The 17,477-nt window shown below is 65.5% G+C and carries 11 protein-coding genes and 1 pseudogene; 11 read left to right on the top strand and 1 reads right to left on the bottom strand.

The window, feature by feature from the left end; all coding sequences use genetic code 11:
* The first annotated feature begins 17 nt into the window (after positions 1 to 17).
* Entirely contained in the window at positions 18 to 896 is an 879-nt protein-coding gene (locus JN531_RS05405) for an SDR family oxidoreductase (protein ID WP_228347839.1), read from the top strand.
* A 46-nt stretch (positions 897 to 942) separates the two neighbouring features.
* Here the strand turns inward: JN531_RS05405 and JN531_RS05400 are convergent, their stop codons facing one another.
* Positions 943 to 3,150 (bottom strand): DUF1631 family protein, encoded by a 2,208-nt coding sequence (locus JN531_RS05400; RefSeq protein ID WP_228347838.1) that lies wholly within the window; start codon positions 3,148 to 3,150, stop codon positions 943 to 945.
* 132 nt (positions 3,151 to 3,282) lie between these two features.
* Between JN531_RS05400 and JN531_RS17425 the strand changes: the two are divergent.
* The 10 genes and pseudogenes from JN531_RS17425 to JN531_RS05355 all read left to right on the top strand — a co-directional run.
* Positions 3,283 to 4,383: pseudogene (locus JN531_RS17425) on the top strand (acyl-CoA dehydrogenase family protein); the annotation flags it as partial.
* Between the two features lie 36 nt (positions 4,384 to 4,419).
* On the top strand, positions 4,420 to 5,619 hold the full coding sequence (locus JN531_RS17420) for an acyl-CoA dehydrogenase family protein (RefSeq protein ID WP_366522416.1): 1,200 nt from the start codon (positions 4,420 to 4,422) through the stop codon (positions 5,617 to 5,619).
* Positions 5,616 to 6,407, top strand: coding sequence for an SDR family oxidoreductase (locus tag JN531_RS05390; RefSeq protein WP_228347836.1), 792 nt, complete (start codon positions 5,616 to 5,618; stop codon positions 6,405 to 6,407). The genes JN531_RS17420 and JN531_RS05390 overlap by 4 nt, the downstream gene beginning before the upstream one ends.
* A gap of 5 nt (positions 6,408 to 6,412) precedes the next feature.
* Positions 6,413 to 6,865, top strand: coding sequence for a MaoC family dehydratase (locus JN531_RS05385; RefSeq protein ID WP_228347835.1), 453 nt, complete (start codon positions 6,413 to 6,415; stop codon positions 6,863 to 6,865).
* Positions 6,866 to 6,891: 26 nt separating this feature from the next.
* The gene (locus JN531_RS05380; RefSeq protein WP_228347834.1) at positions 6,892 to 8,094 is read left to right on the top strand and encodes an acetyl-CoA C-acyltransferase; all 1,203 of its coding nucleotides are present in this window, start codon (positions 6,892 to 6,894) and stop codon (positions 8,092 to 8,094) included.
* A 250-nt stretch (positions 8,095 to 8,344) separates the two neighbouring features.
* Positions 8,345 to 9,469, top strand: a complete 1,125-nt coding sequence (locus JN531_RS05375; protein WP_228347833.1) for a WD40/YVTN/BNR-like repeat-containing protein — start codon at positions 8,345 to 8,347, stop codon at positions 9,467 to 9,469.
* The gene (locus JN531_RS05370) at positions 9,466 to 11,811 is read left to right on the top strand and encodes an efflux RND transporter permease subunit (protein ID WP_228347832.1); all 2,346 of its coding nucleotides are present in this window, start codon (positions 9,466 to 9,468) and stop codon (positions 11,809 to 11,811) included. Before JN531_RS05375 ends, JN531_RS05370 begins: the two co-directional genes overlap by 4 nt.
* 124 nt (positions 11,812 to 11,935) lie before the next feature.
* Complete coding sequence (locus tag JN531_RS05365; RefSeq protein WP_228347831.1) at positions 11,936 to 12,496, top strand: RNA polymerase sigma factor; 561 nt, start codon at positions 11,936 to 11,938, stop codon at positions 12,494 to 12,496.
* A gap of 37 nt (positions 12,497 to 12,533) precedes the next feature.
* The gene (locus JN531_RS05360; protein WP_228347830.1) at positions 12,534 to 13,649 is read left to right on the top strand and encodes a FecR family protein; all 1,116 of its coding nucleotides are present in this window, start codon (positions 12,534 to 12,536) and stop codon (positions 13,647 to 13,649) included.
* Positions 13,650 to 13,945: 296 nt separating this feature from the next.
* Positions 13,946 to 17,467, top strand: coding sequence for a TonB-dependent receptor (locus tag JN531_RS05355; protein ID WP_228347829.1), 3,522 nt, complete (start codon positions 13,946 to 13,948; stop codon positions 17,465 to 17,467).
* The last annotated feature ends 10 nt before the right edge of the window (positions 17,468 to 17,477 follow it).

Here is a 17,477-nt window from a genome sequence, read left to right as displayed (position 1 = left end):
ATTCCCGGACCAACACCATGACCCTCTGCAACAACCGCAACATCATCATCACCGGCGCCGGTGCCGGCTTGGGCCGCGCATACGCGCTGGCCTTGGTCGCCGAAGGGGCCGCCGTAGTGGTCAACGACATTCGCCGCGATGCCGCCGAAGCGGTGGTGGCGGAGATCACCGCCGCCGGTGGCCGCGCCATTGCCAGCAGCGATGACATCACCTCGATGACCGGTGCAGCCGCCATCGTTGCCGCTGGCGTCGAGGCTTTCGGTGAGGTTCATGGCGTCGTCAACAACGCCGGCGTCGTCCGTGACCGCATGTTCGCCTCGATGAGCGAGGACGAATGGGACATGGTGATCAAGGTGCACCTGAAGGGGCACTTCTGTATCGCCAACACCCTGGTGAAGCGCTGGCGCGACCAGGTGAAGGCCGGCAACAAGGTGAGCGGTCGCATCATCAACACCAGTTCCGGCGCGGGTCTCCAGGGCAACATCGGCCAGAGCAACTACTCGGCAGCCAAGGGGGGCATCGCTGCGCTGACGCTGGTGCAGGCCGCCGAACTGGGGCGGTATGGCATTACCGCCAACGCGCTGGCCCCCGCCGCCCGCACCGGCATGACCGAAGGGCCCTTCGGCGAGATGATGAAGCCGCCCGCCGATGGCAGTTTCGATCACTACGCCCCGGAGAACGTGGCGCCGCTGGTGGTGTGGCTGTGCAGTGAAGCGTCTGCCGGTTGCAGCGGACGGGTGTTCGAAGTCGAGGGCGGCCGGTTGTCGATTGCCAACGGTTGGAAGACCGGCACCATCACCGACAAGAAGGCGCGCTGGAACCCGGCGGAACTGACGGATGTGGTTGCCGGGTTGATCGCCGAAGCGCCGCCGGCGCAGAAGGTCTACGGGACCTGAGGCTGCACATCCCAATCCGAGAGTCGGGTGGCAGGTGGCGCCCGCCTCAGAGCAGTCGGCTGCGGCCTTCGGTGACGTCGCAGTCGAAGTCGTCGTAGCGCACGCGGACGGTGACTTCCTCGCAGAAGTCGCTGAATACCAGCATGCGGGCGGCGGCAGCCCGCTGTGCCAACCGCAGCCAGCGGGTCTGGCCGATCTTGTGGTCGAACACGGCGGCATAGCTGCCGACCTGAATCCGTTGGTGCGGCGGGCGGCGCAGCGACAGCACCCCGGCCTCTGCAGTTGCAGCCGGTGCCGGGGGTGCGGTGGGGGTTGCCGCTGCAGGCGGGGGCTCGGGCTGCGATTCGGCACCGGCGCTGTCGACCTCAACCTCAACCGCAACCGCTTCCGCAGGTTCGGCCACTTCGGTCGACGGCGCCACGGCCTGCCCGTCGGCGGCATCGGCTCCGGTGACGGCGGAATCGATATGGTGGTCGGCATCGAGGGCGTCGATCACCTCGCCGGCGTGCGCCGGTTCCGGGTGCCCCTGCAGCAGCGCGCGAGCGGTCTCCAGCGCGCGCTGTCGGCGCGACGCCGGGTACTGCGCCCAGGCCAGCGCCCGGTCGAGCTGGGCCGTGATGTGGATCACCGCCGGATTGTCGAGCGGCGCGTCGCAGTAGCCGCGAATCCAGGCGGTACCGACCGAGGCAGCCTCGTGATACGCGCGGCTGTCGCGGCCGAAGTTGAGGTCGGCCAGCGCCAGCAGCGGCAGCAGGTCGCTTTCGACAAAGGCCTCCGCCTCCATCGCCAATCTGCGGCCCTCGGGCAGGGCATCGGCCAGGACCTGGCGCGCGCCATCGCGGGCCCGTTCGATCAGCCGTCGCCGCCGTGACTGTCGTGACTGCTGCAGCTGTCCGTCGAGCGCTGACAGCGCCGAATCCGGCAGAACCTCACCGTCGGCCATGCCCTTGCGAGCCTGGGCAGCGCTGGGCGACAGCCGCAGCAGCGCAACGCGCACCAGCTCCGACAGCACCTCGTTGAGCTCATCCAGCGGCGTGTTGCGAGCGGTGGCCAGCACCCCCGCATCGTCCACCAGCCGCCGCAGCGGGTGGTCGGCATTGGTCAGCAGTGAACGGTCACCGAGTGCCGCCTTGAACAGCGGGAAGCGCAGGGCATCCAGTGCCGGCTTCAGCTCCGGCCGCACCATCGGGTCATCACGAACGCCGCTGAACAGCCGGTTGACCACATCCAGCCGTTGCGCCAACGGGGTCGGTGCATGCTGCATGCCATGCAGCGACAGCAGCTCACCCAGCTCCTGTGCCAGTTGCGACTCGGCCTTCAGTTGCGAGGTGTGCTGCGGTGCCAACCAATCGAGGCCATTGAATCCGCTGCCGCCGAAGCTGCCGCTGGCCGTCGGGGCGGCGGCGCTCCAGCTCTGGGGGCCGGCTGCGCCGAACAGCGGATGACCGCCCGGGGCCATGGCCGGGTAAGGGCTGGCGGAACTTGCGCCGGCAGCGATGGGCCCAGCGGCGGCCGTCGATCCATCGGCATTGCCACCACCACCACCACCTGCATGGGCATCGCCTGCGGCGCCACCCGAGGTTGGCGGCATCGCTGCGCGGGGCGGCTCCGCAACCTTGATGCCAGCCTCGTCAAGCGCACGGTTGAGGGTGGCGAAGGCCTTGGGGAAATGGGGCAGTACAGCGCGCTCGAACAGCTTGAGCATCACCAGTCGCATGGTGATGGCCGGTTCCGATACCTGCAGTGCTGAGGCGAAGGCCTGGCAGATGCTGGTCGGTTGAATGGTGTCGAGGCCCGGAATCAGCTGGCCGTTGTCCTGGGCCCAGCGCGCCCGACGGTCGAGTTCGGCCAGCACGTCGCGCGAGAAGTCGCGACCGCGATTGGCCATGTTGCCGATGGCGATGTCTTCTTCCAGCGCGTCGTCGTCCTGCAGCGACAGCGCATCAAGGTCGAACTCGAGCTCGCTGTCGGAGCTCGGTGCCGCCGACGCCACACCGTCGCGCATGCGCGACTCGAAGGCCTGCTGGACCTTGTCGCGTTCAACCCGCAGCCGCCGCATGTAGGCGAAACAGATATGCGCGTCGTCGCCCGAGGCCTGCTTTGCCCAGTCGAAGAGCACGTCGTCAGCTGCCACCAACATCTGTTTGAGGGGCTCGCGCAGCGCCAACGCCACCAGCTCGCCGGGCGCGACAGCGACCGACGTTGCAGTGGGGCTCCCGTCCTTGTCGGGGAAAAGCTGAACAATTTTTGGCATGGCACGTCCCTGAGGCCCATTGTTGTAGCACGTCGGCGTGTCCCGGTCATGTCAGAAAACGGCTTAACGGCAGCCTTCGATCACCCCAACGGATGAAGAGCCTGCCGGGGTGCACCCGGGATAATCCAGGCCATGAATTTCACCCTCTCCGAAGACCAGCGGCTGATCCGTGATGCCGCCGAAACCTTCCTCGCCGATTGCAGCGACAGTGCCGCGGTGCGGCGGGCGATGGAACTGCCGGCCGGCTATGACCCGACCGTGTGGCAACGCATCGGTGCCGAACTGGGCTGGTGCGGCATCGCCATCGCCGAAGGCCATGGCGGGCTCGGCCTGGGGCCGGTGGAGCTGGCGCTGGTCCAGGAACAGGCCGGACGGCACCTCCTGTGCGCCCCGTTCTTTCCCACCGTTGCAGTGGCGGCCACGGTGATCCAGCAGATGGGTACCGAGGCGGCGATGGCCGCCCTGCTGCCGGAGATCGCGGCCGGCAGCCTGCGCATCGGCGTGCCCCTGCCCACCGCCGAGCAGGAATGGCTGGGCGCGGCCCGTGCATTGCGGGCGCGACCGGAGGCCGGAGGCTGGCGGCTCGACGGCCCCTTGCGCCATGTCGCCAGTGCCGAGGGCGCCGAGGCGCTGTTGGTGTTCGCGACGGTAGAGGGGGGTGGACTTGGGCTCTTCCTGGTCCCGGCCGACGCCCCCGGCCTGACCCTGACACCGCGTGACACCTGGGACCGGACCCGGCGGTTTGCCGATGTCGGGTTCGCCGACACGCCGGCGCGCTTGCGGGTCGATGATCCGGCCCGCGCCGACGACGGGATGATGCGGGCACTGGCGCTGTCGCGGCTGTATCTGGCGGCCGAACAACTGGGCTGCACCCAGCAGTGTCTTGACCTTACGGTCGCCTACACCGCCGGGCGCAAGCAGTTTGGCCGCCCGGTCGCGGGCTTTCAGGCGGTCAAGCATCGCTGTGCCGAGATGATGGTGAAGATCGAGGCCCTGCGTTCTGCCGTGTTCGGCGCCGCCGCAGTGGCCGCCGGCGAGCCGGCACTGACGACGTTGTCGATGGAGTGCGCGATGGCCCGTGCGCTGGCCGCCGACACCGCCTTCTTCTGTGCGCAGGAGGCCATCCAGTTGCACGGCGGTGTCGGCTTCACCTGGGAATACGACCCGCAGCTCTACTTCAAACGCGCCCAGGCGGCCAGCCATTGGCTGGGCAATGCCGATGCCCTGCGCGAGGAGCTGGCCTGCGCGCTGATCGACGACGGTGTGCCGGTGGCGGCGGCGGTCGATGCCGCCCATGACCCCGATGCCGACTTCCGTGCCGAGGTGGCGAGCTGGATGCATGCGCATCTCGCCGACCCTCGTTTTGCCGCGCTCCGGCATCGCGGCGGGCCCGGCGACGAAGAGGCCGACCCCGTGCTGCGCAAGGCATGGGAACGCGCGTTGGCGGCCGGGGGCTGGGTCGGCGTGGGCTGGCCCACCGCAGCGGGCGGCCGCGGCCTGAGCATCGACCGGCAGGTGATCTTCCACGAGGAATACGCGCGCGCCGGCGGCCCCGGCCGCATGGGCCACATCGGCGAAGGCCTGATCGGCCCGGCGCTGATCGAGTTCGGCACTCCCGAACAGCAGGCGCGATTCCTGCCCCCCATCCTTCGCGGCGAATGCTTCTGGGCGCAGGGCTATTCCGAGCCCGGTGCCGGCTCCGACCTCGCCAACGTGCAAACCCGCGCGGTGCCGCTGGCGGATGGCAGCTGGCAGATCAGTGGCCAGAAGATCTGGACCTCGCTGGCGCATGAATCCGACTGGATCTTCGTGCTGGCACGCAGCGAGCCCGGCAGCAAGGGCAACAAGGGGCTCATCTTCGTGCTGTTGCCGCTGGACCAACCGGGCATCGAGATCCGGCCGATCCGTCAGCTCGGCGGTGGCTGCGAGTTCAACGAGGTGTTCTTCGACAACGCTCGGGTGGCGCCGGACGATGTGGTGGGCGCGCCCGGCGAAGGCTGGAAGATCGCCATGGGCCTGCTCGAGATCGAACGCGGCGTCTCCACCCTGGGCCAGCAGATGCACTTCACCCATGAGCTCGGGTTGGTGATCACAGCCCTCGCGCACGCCGGCCGTACCGCGGACCCGGCGCTGCGCGCCCGCATCGCCCACGCCTGGTGTGGCTTGCGGGTGATGCGCTACAACGCGTTGCGCACCCTCGGCGGTGGCGCCGGGCTGGGCCTGCAGCGGGAGGCGCTGATCTACAAGTACTACTGGTCGAACTGGCACCGCGAGCTCGGCAAGCTGGCGATGGATATCCTCGGGCCGGACGGCGATGTCGTCAGCGACGACCCGCTGCTGCGGCCGTTGCAGCAGCTGTTCCTGTTCTCCCGCGCCGATACCATCTATGCCGGCACCAACGAGATCCAGCTCAACCTGATTGCCGAACGCGGGCTGGGCATGCCGCGCGAACCGAGGATCACCGCATGACCCCGCTGCCGCCCCCTGCTGAAATCCCGCCCCACGGGCTGCTCAAAGGCAAATCGGTGCTGATCACCGCCGCCGCCGGCGGGGGCATCGGTTTCGCCGCCGCCAAGCGCTGTCTCGAAGAAGGCTGCCGGGCGCTGGTGCTGTCGGACGTGCACCCCCGCCGTACTGAAGAAGCCGCTGCTACCCTGCAGGCGCAGTTCCCCGACCAGCCGGTCACCGGGCAGGTCTGCAACGTGGCGGTGGAAGCCGACGTGCAGGCGCTGGTCGACGGCGCCGAGGCGGCGCTGGGCGGGGTCGACGTGCTGATCAACAACGCCGGGCTCGGCGGCAGCAAGCGCGTCGTCGACATGGCCGATGAGGAATGGCACAAAGTGCTCGATGTGACGCTCACCGGCACCTTCCGCATGACCCGCGCCATGCTCAAGTACATGCAGCCGCGTGGTCGCGGTGCCATCGTCAACAACGCCTCGGTGCTGGGCTGGCGCGCACAGAAGGAGCAGGCCCACTACGCCGCTGCCAAGGCCGGGGTGATGGCGCTGACCCGCTGTTCCGCACTGGAAGCGGCCGAGTACGGCATCCGCATCAACGCGGTGTCGCCCTCCATCGTCTTCCACGACCACCTGCGCAAGAGCGCGCCGGAAGCCCTGCTCAACGAACTCGCCAGCCGCGAAGCCTTCGGCCGTGGTGCCGAGGCCTTCGAGATCGCCAACATCATGGTGTTTCTCGCCTCCGACTACGCCTCCTATCTGGTGGGCGAGGTCATTTCCGCTTCCAGCCAACGGGCCTGATTGCCATGAACGTGTTTGACTCCATCGACGCCATCCTCGCCGCCGTCGGCCAGCCGCTGGGCGCCAGCGAGTGGGTCACCATCACCCAGGATCGCGTCAACACCTTTGCCGACGCCACCGACGACCACCAGTGGATCCACGTTGATCCGGTGAAATCGAAGGACGGCCCCTTTGGTGCCTGCATTGCCCACGGCTATCTCACGCTGTCGCTGGTGTCGCGGTTTCTGCCGCAGATCATCGAGGTGAAGATGAAGATGGGCGTCAACTACGGCTGCGACAAGGTGCGCTTTCCGGCGCCGGTGCCGGTGGGCAGCCGTATCCGCGGCGTCGGCGAACTGCTGGCCGCCGAGCGCACCAAGGATGGCGGCGTGCAGGCCACCATCCGCGTCACCGTGGAAATCGACGGCGGTGCCAAGCCCGCCTGCATTGCCGATACCCTGTCGCGGTATTACTTCTAACGATTCCCGTTCCAAAGGATCTCCTCATGAACGAAGCCGTCATCGTCTCGGTTGCCCGCACCCCCATCGGCAAGGCCTATCGCGGCGCCTTCAACGACACCGAGGCGCCAGTGCTCGGCGGGCATGTGGTGCGTGCCGCTGTTGCCCGCGCCGGCATCGACCCCGGCGAAGTGGATGACGTCATCCTCGGCTGCGCCGCCCAGCAGGGCACCCAGGCCTACAACCTCGGCCGCCTCTGCGCCTACACCGGCGGGCTGCCGGACACGGTGCCGGGCATGACCCTGGACCGTCAGTGCGCCTCCGGGCTGATGAGCATCGCCATCGGCGCCAAAAACATTCTGGCCGGCGAGCAGGACATCGTCATCGCCGGCGGGCTGGAGTCCATCTCGCTGGTGCAGAACAAGCACAAGAACAGCTATCGCTTTGTCTCCGAGGCGGTGCTGGCGGCGCAGCCCAAGGCCTACATCCAGATGATCGAGACCGCCGAGGTGGTGGCCGAACGTTATGGCATCTCCCGCCAGGCGCAGGATGAATACGCCCTGCAAAGCCAGCAGCGGACCGCCGAGGCCCAGGCCGCCGGCCGGTTCAATGACGAGATCGTGCCGCTGGAAAGCCACAAGCAGCTGTTCGACAAGGAAGGCAATCCCACCGGCACCGAAGCCGTCACCCTGGCGCAGGACGAAGGCAACCGCCCGTCGACCACCCTCGAAAGCCTGAACGGCCTCAAGCCGGTGTGGAAGAACGGCCAGTTCGTGAAGGAAGGCCAGCACATCACCGCCGGCAATGCCTCGCAGTTGTCCGACGGCGCCGCCGTGGTCACGGTGATGAGCGCGGCCCAGGCCAAGCGCCGCGGCCTGACCCCGCTGGGGCGGTATCGCGGCACCGCCGTGGCCGGCTGTTCGCCGGATGAAATGGGCATCGGCCCGGTGTTCGCCATTCCCCGCCTGCTGCAGCAGCAGGGGCTGAAGGTGGCCGACATCGGCCTGTGGGAACTCAACGAGGCCTTCGCCTGCCAGGTCATCTACTGCCGCGACCGACTGGGGATTCCGGCCGACCGCCTCAACGTCAACGGCGGTGCCATTGCCATCGGCCATCCCTTCGGCATGTCCGGCGCCCGCATGGTGATGCACGCCCTGATCGAAGGCCGTCGTCGCGGCGTGCGCTACGTGGTGGTCACCATGTGCATCGGGGGCGGCATGGGGGCTGCGTCGCTGTTCGAGGTGGGGTAGGCGGGGGCAGGGAGCCTCGATATCGCCAGGAACCTCTGCACAACGTCGCGAGCGAAGGCAGGTTTAGCGCCGCCGGAGCGCAGGAAGCGCAGTGTATGTGGCAATACATGAGCATTCCGAGCACCGCCGGCGCTCAAGATGCCGAGCGCAGCAGTTGTGCAGAGGTTCCTTAAACCGAACGGACGAAGTCTCGCCCCGGGGCATCGACTAAAAAAGCGGCATAACGACGTTACTCGAGGAGAGGGTCCCCATGTCGGTCAACAGGCCGGGCGGCGCAGCTGCGCAACGCCCTACCCATACCCCTACGGTCCTCGGCGGGGGGCCCGCGTTGGTGATCGCGGCGCTGGTGATTCTGGCGGCGCTCTACTCGTTCTCGATTCGCCCGCCGCCGCCGTTCGCGCCCACTGAAGTGCGCCCGGACGGTCTGCTGGTCACCGGCGTGGCGGCCAGCGGCGATCGTCTGGTGGCGGCCGGCGAACTCGGCCACATCCTGTTCGCCGACGCGGTGGAGGGGCCCTGGCAACAGGCCACCGTCACGCCGCAGCGCGAATCCACCTTCACCCAGGTGCAGTTCGTCTCCCCGAAGGTGGCCGTGGCGATCGGCCACGACGGCTGGATCGTGCGCAGCGAAGACGGCGGCCAAACCTGGGCCGAGGTGCACTACAACACCGACCGTGCCGACCCCCTGCTGGGCCTGGCTGGCCCCTATGACGGCACGCTGTTCGCCTTTGGCGCCTTCGGCCTGTTCATGGTTTCCACCGACGAAGGCCGGAGCTGGACCTTGCAGCCGCTGGTCGAAGTGACTGCTGCCGCCACCACCGACGACGACACGGCGGCCCCCCCCGCAGCCGAAGCCGACCCCTATGACCCGTTTGCCGGTTTTGTGGAAGAAGTGGGCATCGGTGACCTGCATCTCAACGCCCTCACCCGCTTGCCCGATGGCCGCTTGCTGCTGGTGGGCGAACGCGGGCTGCTGGCCCGCTCGGCCGATGGCGGCAACACCTGGACCCGGCTCGACGAGATCTATGCCGGTTCCTTCTTCGGCACCTTGGTGACGCCGCAGAACGCGCTGTTGGTGTTCGGCATGCGTGGCAACGTGTTCCGCAGTGATGACGGGGGTGACAGCTGGTCTGCCGCCACCGTGCCCGGCACCCTGTCGTTGTTCGGCGGTGCCCCGCTGGCCGACGGCGGCATCGTGCTGGTGGGTGCCAGCAACAGCGTCTGGCGTTCCGATGACGATGGCCGCAGCTTCCAGCCGGCGGTGCCCGATGGCCGCGCCAACCTCGCCGATGTGCTGGTGCTGGGTGACCGCCAGGTGCTCACCGCCGGTGACCAGGGCCTGAAAGTGCAAGCCCTTGCGGGAGCCGCGCCATGAGCCGCACCGATCGTTTCGTTAACCGCTGCGCCGACTTCCTGATCGCCTGGCGTCGTAGCCTGGCGGTACTGTTCGCGCTGGTCACCCTGGGCTTCGGCGTCAGCGCCACCCAGGTGCGGCTGGACCCCGGCTTCCTCAAGCTGATCCCGGTCAAGCATGAATACATGCAGACCATGATGGCCTACATGGACGACTTCTCCGGGGCCAATACCATCCTGGTGAACTTGCGATGGACCGGCGAGGGGGACATTTACAACCCCGAGTTCATGGAGGCCCTGCGCCAGGCCACCGATGAAGTGTTCTTCATCCCCGGCATCAACCGCACCAAGGTGTCGTCGATCTTCACGCCGGATGTCTATTACATCGAGATCACCGAGTCCGGCTTCAACGGTGAACCGGTGGTGCCGGCGCGTTATTCCGGCACGCCCGAAGAATTGGACCGGGTACGCAAGAACGTCGAGCTGTCGGGTCAGATCGGCCAGCTGGTGGCGACCGACCTGAAGGGCGCGATGATCCGCGCCGACCTGCATGAATACGACCCCGAAGCCGGCGTGAAGGTCGACTACTGGGAGGTGCAGAACAAGCTGGAAGAGATTCGCGCCCAGTTTGAAAACGAGAACATCGAAGTCAACATCATTGGCTTCGCCCGCTTGCTGGGCGATGTCATCAAGGGCCTGATCGGCGTCTTCGCCTTCTTTGGCCTGGCCTTCGCCATCACCGTGGTGTTGCTCTACTGGTACACCCGCTCGGTGCGGATCACCGTGGTGGGGCTGGTGGTGGCGACACTGCCGGTGTTGTGGCTGATCGGCATCCTGCCGCTGATCGGCTACGGCATCGACCCGATGTCGATCCTGGTGCCGTTCCTGATCTTCTCCATCGGTGTGTCGCATGCGGTGCAGATGACCAGCGCCTGGCGGGCCGAGGTGATGACCGGCAAGAGCGCACCAGAAGCGGCTCACGGTGCCTTCACCAAGTTGTTCATCCCCGGCGCCGTGGCACTGCTCACCGAGGCCCTCGGCTTCGGCGTGATCATGTTCATCGACATTCCCATCGTGCACGAACTGGGCATCACCGCCTGTCTCGGCGTGTTGCTGATGATCATCACCAACAAGATGATCCTGCCCATTCTGCTCAGCCACCTGCGGCTGGAAGACAGCAGCCGCGCCCACGCCGAGCGCGCCGAGCAACGCGGCCGCAGCAAGCTCATCCGCATGATCGGGGCCTGTGCCGAGCCGCGCTGTGCCCTCATCGTGTTTGCTGCCAGCCTGGCGCTGCTGGCCGCCGCCACCTGGGAGAGCCGCAACCTGGTGATCGGCGACACCGGCCAGGGCGTGCCCGAGTTACACGCCGATTCCCGCTACAACCGTGACAGCGCCAAGATCGCCTCCAGCTACGACATCGGTGTCGACGTGCTCACCGTGATCGCCGAAGCCCAGGATTTCGAGGGCGACTCCTGCCTGCATCACGACGTGGTGGGTCTGCTCGACCGTCTGGAGCTCTATGTGCGCGGTATCGAGGGCGTGCAGTCGGTCATCAGCGTGGCCGGCGTCGGCAAGCTGGTGATCTCCGCCTTCAACGAAGGCAATCCGCGGTGGGCCGCACTGCCGCGGACCCAGGTGGGCCTGTCCACCGGCTCCAAGGCCTTCGACCCCAACCTCGGCCTCAACACCGAAGGCTGCAAGGCGATCCAGGTGCTGATCTTCATGAAAGATCACGAAGGCGCCACCATCGCTCATGCCATGAAGGAATTGAAAACCTTCATCAATGACAACCCGGTGGAGGGCGTCAAGCTGCGGCTGGCCAGCGGCAATGTGGGCGTCATGGCCGCCACCAACGAAGCCGTGGGCGCCGCCGAGGCACGCATGCTGCTGTCGATCTTCGGCGCTCTGGTGCTGTTCTGCCTGGTCACCTTCCGCTCGTGGATCGCGGTGGTGTGCGTGATGGTGCCGCTGACCATGGTCTGCGTGCTCTGCAACGGCCTCATGGCCATGCTCGACATCGGGCTCAAGGTGGCGACGCTACCGGTCATCGCGCTCGGCGTCGGTGTCGGTGTGGACTACGGGCTGTATCTCTTCGAGCGCATCCAGCACCACATGGCCGACCCCACCGTGAAGTTCCGCGAGGCCTTCGAGCGCGCCATGGTGGAACGTGGCAGCGCCGCGGTCTTCACCGCCGTCACCATGTCGGTGGGCGTCGCCACCTGGATGTTCTCGGCCCTCAAGTTCCAGGCCGACATGGGCCTGCTGCTGGCCTTCATGTTCCTGGTCAACATGCTCGGCGCCATCTGCCTGCTGCCCGCGCTGGGTGCCTGGTTCTTCCGCGAACGACGGCAAGGGGCCTGACGGCCCCGCTTGCCTGCCAGTCAATCCCGGGCGTACGCTCCGGCCCCACAAGCCCTCGCCAGCCGGCGAGGGTGCAGGCCCGGCGCACGGATGTCGGGCCCCGTTCCCCAAGGAGGAGACCGGCATGGCCCGTACATCGCAGCCGTCCGACCCCGTTGCGCTGAGTGATTTCGGCGACGACGACACCACCCGCTGGGCGCATATCGCCAGCCGCTTCCGCGGCCCCCTCAGCGGCTTCTTTGCCACCCGCGTGCGCAACCCCTCGGATGTCGATGACCTGGTGCAGGATGTCTTCGTCCAGCTCATCCGCCGCGCCGAGGGCGGGCCCATCGAGCATGTCGAGCAGTATCTGTTCCAGGTGGCCGCCAATGTGCTGCGTGACCAGGGCCGCCGTCGCCAGGTACGCCATGCCGACGAACACGATGCCTACGACGAAGACGTTCACGTACTGGCAACGGAAATCTCGCCCGAGCGCGTCTTACTGGGAGAAGAGTCGGTGGCGCGGGTCACCGAGGCCCTGGCCGGCCTGCCGCAACGCACCCGCGATGTCTTCTTTCTGCGCGCGTTGGAACGCTGCAAGTTTGCCGACATTGCCCGCATGCTTGGCGTTTCCAAAAGCACGGTGGAAAAGGAAATGGCCCGCGCACTCGCCCAGATCAACCACTACCTGAACCCCCCAGCCTGAACCCCAGCCCGAACCCCAATCCCGAACCCGCCCGCGCATGAAGTCCTTCGGCACCAGCAGCGACACCCAGCGAGACCGCATCCGCCTCAGCGGCGATGTGGCGCAGGATGCCGCCGCCTGGAGCGACGCCCTGCGCCAGCACCCCACCGATGCCGTGCTGCGCCGCCAGTTCCAGGCCTGGCAGGCGGTGCCCGAGCACGCCAGCGCGTTCCAGCAGGTCGACCACAGCACCGCGCAGGTGCTGGCCGCCCGCCACAGCGCCGGCATCACCGCCCTGCACAGCCAGACCCTGGCCCGCGTCGCCGCCCGTCAACGCAAACGCCACCACCGGGTGGCCCTGGTGGCCGCCGGCCTGGCCGCCACGGTGGTGATGGGCGTGAGCGCGGTCGTGCTTTCCGGTGGATCATGGGCCGAACTGCAGCTACTGCGCGACCGCGCCGTCTATGCCCTGCAGGGCCAGACCCTGTACCACACCGCCGCCGGCGAGCGGCTTGCGGTGAACCTGGAGGACGGCACCCAGCTCACCCTCAACACCGACAGCCGGGTGGTGGTGGCCTACACCGACACCACCCGCGCCCTCACCCTGCACCACGGCCAGGCCCTGTTTGAAGTGGCGAAGGACCCCGCACACCCCTTCGTCGTCACCGCCGGCAACCGCACCGTCACCGCCCTCGGCACCGCCTTCGACGTCCGCTACCAACCCGACCGCTTCGAAGTCACCCTCGTCGAAGGCAAAGTGGAAGTCGCCGAAAGCGCCCCACAGGCAGCCGCCAAAGGCGCTGCCGTCCCCACGCCTCACCCCTCACCCCTCACCCCTCACGTGTTGACGCCCGGTCAGCAACTTCTCGTCACCACCGCCGCCCCCGCCCCCGTGATCCGCCCCACCGACACCGAGCGCGTCACCAGTTGGCGCACCGGCCAGGTCATCTTCAAGGACGACCCGCTGGACCTCGCCGTCGCCGAAATCAACCGCTACGGCGGCCGCACCATCGTCCTCGCCGACCCCGCGCTGGCCCAGCTCCGCATCAGCGGCGCCTTCAACACCGGCAACACCCAGGGCTTCGTCAGCACGCTGACCGCCTACTTCGACGTCCACATCACCGAAGCCACGCCCACCCGCATTGTGCTGGCCCCGCGATCCCCCGACGCCTAACACCCGTCCCTCGACTCGACCGGTGGGGCAGCCGCAACGGTCCGCACTGGATGCCCGATCACGTCGGGGATGACGACAGGATGGGATTGCCGTTGCTTCGCCCAGGGCTGCCGCCCGTTTTCCGCGGGCTCAGAAGCGTCACTGGCGCTTCTGATGCGCGCCCGCTACAAACTCCCCATTCCCGATTCCCAGCGCGCCAAGGCGCGCTTTATGGTTTCCTGATTCCCCTGCGTCTTAACCCCTGGGACGAGGTGGCTGCCACGGCCACCCGATGAAAAACCAAGAGGAGACGTCCGATGTCTGCACGACGCACGCGTCCGGCCCGCTGGGTCGGCGCCTTGTTGATGGTTTGGGGAGCCGCGGCACTGGTACTGGCCGCACCGGCTCATGCACAGAACGAAGTCAGTGCGGAGGCCGCAAGCACAAGCACGGCCGCCACCACCAGCTTCGACATCCCCGCACAAGACCTCGGCGAAGCCCTCGCGGACTTCGCCCGCCAGAGCGGGCAAGAGATGCTCTACGCACCGAGCACCGTCGCCGGCAAAACCAGCACCGCCATCAACGGTCGCCTCAGCCGCCCCGCCGCCATGCAGCAACTGCTGGACGGCACTGGCCTGCTATTCGAGATGCACGAAAGCGGCAGCATGATCATCGGCGACGAAGCCGGCATTGCAGCCTACCGCGAACGCATGCAGACCTCCGATGCCAGCGCCGTCACGCAGGCGACAGCGCCCGCAGCAAGTCCAGCGCCGATCACAGACATTGATACCGCACGCCGTGCCGGGGTGGAAGAAATCATCGTCACCGGACAGAAGAAGGCCGAGCGTTTGCAGGACGTGCCGATTGCCATCTCCGCCTTCAGCATGGAAACGCTGGATGCGCAGAAGATCGAAGGCGGGTTTGACCTGTTGAAGGCCGTGCCCAACGTCACCTTCAGCAAAACCAATTTCAGCGGTTACAACTTCCAGATTCGCGGGATTGGGACGCAGGCCATTTCGGCGACGACCGACCCCGGTGTGGCGGTGAGCTACAACAACACCACGCTCATCGTGAATCGCTTGTTCGAGCAGGAGTATCTCGACATTGAGCGGGTGGAAGTGCTGCGTGGGCCGCAGGGGACGCTCTACGGGCGCAACGCGAACGCGGGGGTGATTAACGTGATCCCAGCCAAGCCGGAGTTCGGCGAGTACAGCGGTGAGCTAAAGCTGGAGACCGGAAATTACAACGCCCAGCGCATCCGAGGTCATTACAACATCCCTCTGAACGAAGATACGTTGGCCCTGCGGTTGGCCTATGCCAGCACCGTTCGGGATGGCTACGTGACCAACGAGTTCGATAACAAGCCCATCGATGGCCGCGACCTGGCAACAACGCGCATTTCGCTGGGATGGCAGCCAACCGGCGCCCTCACCGCAAACTTTTCTTGGGAACGGTTTGACGAGAATGACAACCGTCTACGCAGTGCAAAGAATCTATGCCACCGAGACAATGGCCCTGAGCAGATTGCAAATCTCGATCTTGCAACAATACCGGCCGACGTGGCCCAGGCAGTCCGTCGAGGCGTGCAGCAAGGATGTTTGCCGGGATCGCTTTATAGCAATGGAGCATACGGTACTCCAAACGGTGACGCGCTTCCGTTTGTTACCGCAGGACGAATCAACAATCAGTTTCTTCTGCAGGCGCCCGCGGGCACGATCGGATTGGGCTTCTTTGGCGGACCGGCGCTGCTGACCAACATTGATGTTTACGCAAACGCGCGGCAGTCAAACGACCTGAGAACCGTCTATTCCCCAATCAAGCCTCAATACAAGGCGAAGGCCGATGTGTTCGATCTTTCGTTGAGCTTGGCATGGACCGACGCCGTTACGTTGAACAGCTATACCGTGTATGCGCAGGACGAGCTGTTTTCCACGCAAGATTTCACGCGCTTTGCGGCATCGCCGGGCATATTCACCGACATCGGCGGCGACGATGTTCAACCTCAGTATGCTGACTTTGCGCCCGGAGGAGTTTTTTGCGACCCCCAACTGGGTTGTTCCGACAGCTTCAGGGCGCAAGATATCTCACAGTCGAAGAGTTCGCAGTTCAATCAGCAGTTCGAAGTCGTATCCGACTTCGACGGGCTTTGGAACTTTAGCCTCGGCGTGAACTTCACCCGTTTCGAGACGAAGGTCGACTATCTATTCTTCTCGAATGTGTTGACGGCGTTGGCGCAGACACCGCCGTTCAATGGCTCCAGACATCCCTGCACCCTCGAAGGGCGAATGTGCGTCTCCGTGCAGACAGATGATCTCAATGGCACCGCCGCAAATCCGTACGGGCACAATTTCTTTCTGAGTCGAAATCCGTACGAACTCAATTCGGCCGGCCTTTTCGGGGAGAGCTACTGGCAGGTGACACCCAGCCTCAAGATTACATTGGGATTGCGATTTACGTGGGACAGAAAGGTGTTCACGCCGACGCCAAGCCAGACGTTGCTGGCTGATTACCGCGAGGCATCATTCTTCGACAACCCTTCCGTTCCGACGCCGAACGCAACACCCGATCAGTGCATTACTCTGACGCTCCTTTGCGGAATTCTCGGGAATGCCCCGGGTGGCATCGGATATCCAACGGATCCCGACATCATTCAGACGTGGCGCGAGCCGACGGGCCGATTCATCGTCAACTGGTCTCCAATCCTTCCATTCACGGACGAGACGATGATCTACGCGTCCTACTCCCGAGGCTACAAGGGCGGTGGTGCCAATCCGCCGTCCATTGCGCCGCCAGCGGGAAATTTCATTGAGATGGCACAAAGCGCTGTCATTTCAAAAACATTCGATGCGGAATATGTCAATGCATTCGAGGTCGGAACCAAGAACACGCTTTTGGGTGGGGGACTCGTCCTCAATGCCACTGCTTTCTACTACGACTACACGAACTATCAGGTTTCCAAAATCGTCGATCGGACGGCAGCAAACGAGAATTTCAATGCAGCAATCTGGGGAGCCGAACTCGAAGTGACAGTGGCGCCGACACCGGAATGGGTATCGAATGCGGCGGTTGGCTATCTGCGCACGCAGCTGGATCATGGTGAGCAATCGATCGATTTGATGGACAGAACACAGGGAGGATCGCAGTTCTACATCACGAACCTACCCAATCCAGCGTTCGACCCCAATGCCGCTCCTATCGCGCGTGAAAACTATGTGGCAGGTTTAGTTGCGCCGGAAGGCCAGGCCGCTCTTGCATTCAATGATTGGGTCGTTGTGAAACCGAACGCCGCACAGAGCTCCAACTGCGTTGCGCCTGCCGACGTGGTGGCCGACGGGCTAATTGGTCAGAACAATGCGTTACAGGTGGCATTGGATCTGACCAAGTACTGCGCGGGCGGGAACATCATCGGTGACGTCTTCACTGGATACGATCCGATAGCGGGTGCGCCCAATGGCGGCGCTGGATTCTTTGCCGATCTGAGTGGCCATGAACTGCCAAACGCACCGCGCTTCACCGTGTCTCTGGGTACGCAGTACACCTTCCACCTTCCGGCAGCGTGGGACCTAACGGGACGTATGGACTGGTACTGGCAGGATCAGTCCTACGCTCGGGTCTACAACACCAAGTACGACCGTCTCCGAGCCTGGGCCAATACGAACGTTTCGCTCTGGGTTGATAAGCCGGACTGGGATCTGAGAATCGAAGCCTACGTCAAGAACCTCTTCGACGAGACACCGATCACCGGCGCATTCCTCAACTCCGACGATACGGGATTGACAACCAACATCTTTACGCTGGACCCGCGCCTAGTGGGCGTGTCCATCACCAAGCGGTTCTGAGACGGGAGAA

Origin of the sequence: Flagellatimonas centrodinii, assembly GCF_016918765.2 — a bacterium.
In the GTDB taxonomy this organism is placed as follows: domain Bacteria; phylum Pseudomonadota; class Gammaproteobacteria; order Nevskiales; family Nevskiaceae; genus Polycyclovorans; species Polycyclovorans centrodinii.
This window is presented reverse-complemented; position numbering and strand designations above follow the sequence as displayed.

Coding starts and splice junctions, on each gene's coding strand:
- JN531_RS05405 (WP_228347839.1), top strand. CDS start 18: ATGACCCTCTGCAACAACCGCAACATCATCATCACCGGCGCCGGTGCC.
- JN531_RS05400 (WP_228347838.1), bottom strand. CDS start 3,150: ATGCCAAAAATTGTTCAGCTTTTCCCCGACAAGGACGGGAGCCCCACT.
- JN531_RS05390 (WP_228347836.1), top strand. CDS start 5,616: ATGACCCCGCTGCCGCCCCCTGCTGAAATCCCGCCCCACGGGCTGCTC.
- JN531_RS05385 (WP_228347835.1), top strand. CDS start 6,413: ATGAACGTGTTTGACTCCATCGACGCCATCCTCGCCGCCGTCGGCCAG.
- JN531_RS05380 (WP_228347834.1), top strand. CDS start 6,892: ATGAACGAAGCCGTCATCGTCTCGGTTGCCCGCACCCCCATCGGCAAG.
- JN531_RS05375 (WP_228347833.1), top strand. CDS start 8,345: ATGTCGGTCAACAGGCCGGGCGGCGCAGCTGCGCAACGCCCTACCCAT.
- JN531_RS05370 (WP_228347832.1), top strand. CDS start 9,466: ATGAGCCGCACCGATCGTTTCGTTAACCGCTGCGCCGACTTCCTGATC.
- JN531_RS05365 (WP_228347831.1), top strand. CDS start 11,936: ATGGCCCGTACATCGCAGCCGTCCGACCCCGTTGCGCTGAGTGATTTC.
- JN531_RS05360 (WP_228347830.1), top strand. CDS start 12,534: ATGAAGTCCTTCGGCACCAGCAGCGACACCCAGCGAGACCGCATCCGC.
- JN531_RS05355 (WP_228347829.1), top strand. CDS start 13,946: ATGTCTGCACGACGCACGCGTCCGGCCCGCTGGGTCGGCGCCTTGTTG.